The 2,584-nt window shown below is 72.3% G+C and carries 3 protein-coding genes; all 3 read left to right on the forward strand.

From position 1 onward, the window contains the following. The coding region (locus BIU96_RS04505; protein ID WP_175477456.1) for a flagellar hook-length control protein FliK at positions 1-773 on the forward strand (773 nt) is incomplete at its 5' end. A gap of 40 nt (positions 774-813) precedes the next feature. After that, positions 814-1,257, forward strand: a complete 444-nt coding sequence (locus BIU96_RS04510) for a flagellar hook assembly protein FlgD (RefSeq protein WP_071291423.1) — start codon at positions 814-816, stop codon at positions 1,255-1,257. A gap of 62 nt (positions 1,258-1,319) precedes the next feature. Next, complete coding sequence (locus BIU96_RS04515; RefSeq protein ID WP_071291424.1) at positions 1,320-2,495, forward strand: flagellar hook protein FlgE; 1,176 nt, start codon at positions 1,320-1,322, stop codon at positions 2,493-2,495. Positions 2,496-2,584: the final 89 nt, after the last annotated feature.

Consider the following 2,584-nt stretch of genomic DNA (forward strand, 5'->3'; position numbering starts at 1 on the left):
CCACCGCCACCGCCACCGCCGGCACCCCCGTCGGCACCCCCGTCGTCCTCGCGGCCACGGCCGACCGGGTCGACGCCGTCACCACCACCCCGAGCAGCCCGGCGAGCACCTCCGCGACCGCAGCGACCGGGGCCGGACCGTCGGCAGCGGGCGCGACCGGCCCGAGCGGTCAGCCGGGCGGGAGCACGGGGAGCGGCGCCCAGACCGGCCACGGGAACGACGGCGGCCGACCGGGCCAGGGTGATCCGGGCCTCCAGTCCGTGACCGCACCGCGCGGTGCCGAGACGCCCTTCGCGGTGCCGACCACCTCCGCGACGGCGGCCCCCGCGGCCTCCGGAGCGGCCGCCGCGAACGCGCCGGCACCCCTCGCCCAGCAGCTCGGCCGCCCCGTGTTCACGCTCGCGCAGGCCGGTCCGGGGGAGCACGTCGTCACCGTCCAGCTGACGCCGGACGCGCTCGGGCCCGTCACCGTCCGCGCGCACGTCACCGCGCACGGGATGCACGTCGAGCTCTTCGCGGCCTCGGACGCGGGCCGCGACGCGGTCCGCCAGGTACTGCCCGACCTGCGCCGCGACGCGGCCGGCACCGGCCTGTCGACCACCCTCGACCTGTCCTCGCAGAACCAGCCGGACACCCGTTCCGGTCACGACGACCGGCCCGCTCCGGCGGCTCCCCGCGTCGACCCCGGCCTGGAGGCGCGACCCACCCCGCGCACGCCCGGCACCGCCCACACGCCCACCGTCCGCAGCGTCGGACTCGACGTCCTCGCCTGAGCGACGACACCTCGCACTGGCGAAACCGAAGGGAACGACCATGCCGATCGACGGCATCACCGGCTCCGTGGACCAGGCCGCACAGGCCGCGGCCCTCGCCGCCAACAGCGCCTCGCAGAAGTCCCAGACCATGGACTCGGAGGTCTTCATGAAGCTGCTCGTGACGCAGCTGCGGAACCAGGACCCGTCCTCACCGATGGACACCAACCAGATGATCGGCCAGCAGACGCAGCTCGCGATGATGGAGCAGATCACGAACCAGACCACGACGGCGAACGAGAACTTCTCGCTGCAGATGCGGATCGCCGCCGCCAACCTCGTCGGCAAGCAGGTCAGCTACACCGACGCCGTCAGCGGGAAGCCGATCACCGGCACCGCCTCGGCCGTGTCCTACGCGAACAGCGTGCCCACGGTCACCGTGAACGGGAAGGAGGTCGCCCTCGACGTGATCTCCGGCATCACCACCACCGCTCCGGCCTCCTGACCACGCTCCTTCCCCTTCCCCTTCTTCTTCCTGCTCTTCCTGCCTCTCCGAAAGGACGCACCATGCTCCGCTCGCTCTACTCCGGGATCTCCGGCCTCCGCTCGCACCAGCAGATGCTCGACGTCACCGGCAACAACATCGCCAACGTCAACACCGTCGGGTTCAAGGCGTCGTCGACGGTCTTCCAGGACACCCTGTCGCAGATGACCCAGGGTGCCGGTGGACCGCAGACCGGCATCGGCGGCACGAACCCGGCGCAGATCGGCCTCGGCGTGCAGGTCGCCGGCGTCTCGACCAACTTCGCGCAGGGGTCCGCCCAGGCCACCGGCAAGGCAACCGACCTGATGATCTCCGGCGACGGGTTCTTCGTCACCCGCCTCGGCAACGACACCGTGTACTCGCGCGCCGGAGCCTTCGACTTCGACGCCGACGGCCGCCTGGTCTCCGCCGACGGCAAGATCGTGCAGGGCTACCCGGCCACGAACGGCGTCGTGAACGAGAACGGCCAGCTCGGCGACATCGTGCTCCCGCTCGACGCCGCCGCACCCGCCGTCCGCACCACCACCGCCGGCGTCACCGGCAACCTGCCGTCCGAGACCGCCGTGGGTGCCGTCATCACCCGCGACGCGACCGTGTACGACTCGTCCGGCGCGAAGCACACCATGTCCCTCGCATACACGCGCACCGCGGCCGGCTGGGACGTCGAGGCGAGCGACGGGCAGGGCACGAAGGCGACCTCGTCCCTCACGTTCGGTGCGGACGGCAAGCTGACGGCCGGCGGCACCGTGACCGTCGGGAACATCGCCGTCGACATGACCCAGCTCACCGGCTTCGCGACGCTCAACACGGCGTCGATCGCGTCGCAGAACGGCAGCTCGGCCGGCTCGCTGCAGGGCTACTCGATCTCGAAGGACGGCACCGTCGTCGGCACCTTCTCGAACGGGGCCTCGCTCGCCATCGGCCGAGTCGCCCTCGCCACCTTCGCCAACCCCGCGGGCCTCGAGAAGACCGGCGCGTCCGGCTACCGGGCGACCGCGAACTCGGGCAACGCCTCCGTCGGCGCACCGGGGTCGCCCGGGGTCGGCCAGCTCGCCTCGGGCACGCTCGAGATGTCGAACGTGGACCTGTCGCAGGAGTTCACGAACCTCATCGTGGCGCAGCGCGGGTTCCAGGCGAACGCGCGCATCATCACGACCTCGGACGAGGTGCTGCAGGAGCTGACGAACCTGAAGCGGTAGGTCCGGCTGCTGCACCGGGGCGCTCTCGCGATCGTGCGGGGGCGCCCCGTTCTCGTGCCGCCGGTCCAACGCCCGCCGGTCCGCGCCCG

It is taken from the genome of Curtobacterium sp. MCBA15_008, assembly GCF_001865065.1.
Lineage (GTDB): Bacteria > Actinomycetota > Actinomycetes > Actinomycetales > Microbacteriaceae > Curtobacterium.

What these genes read in the sequence shown, in the direction of transcription:
- BIU96_RS04510 (WP_071291423.1), top strand. Translation starts at nt 814, where the DNA reads ATGCCGATCGACGGCATCACCGGCTCCGTGGACCAGGCCGCACAGGCC.
- BIU96_RS04515 (WP_071291424.1), top strand. Translation starts at nt 1,320, where the DNA reads ATGCTCCGCTCGCTCTACTCCGGGATCTCCGGCCTCCGCTCGCACCAG.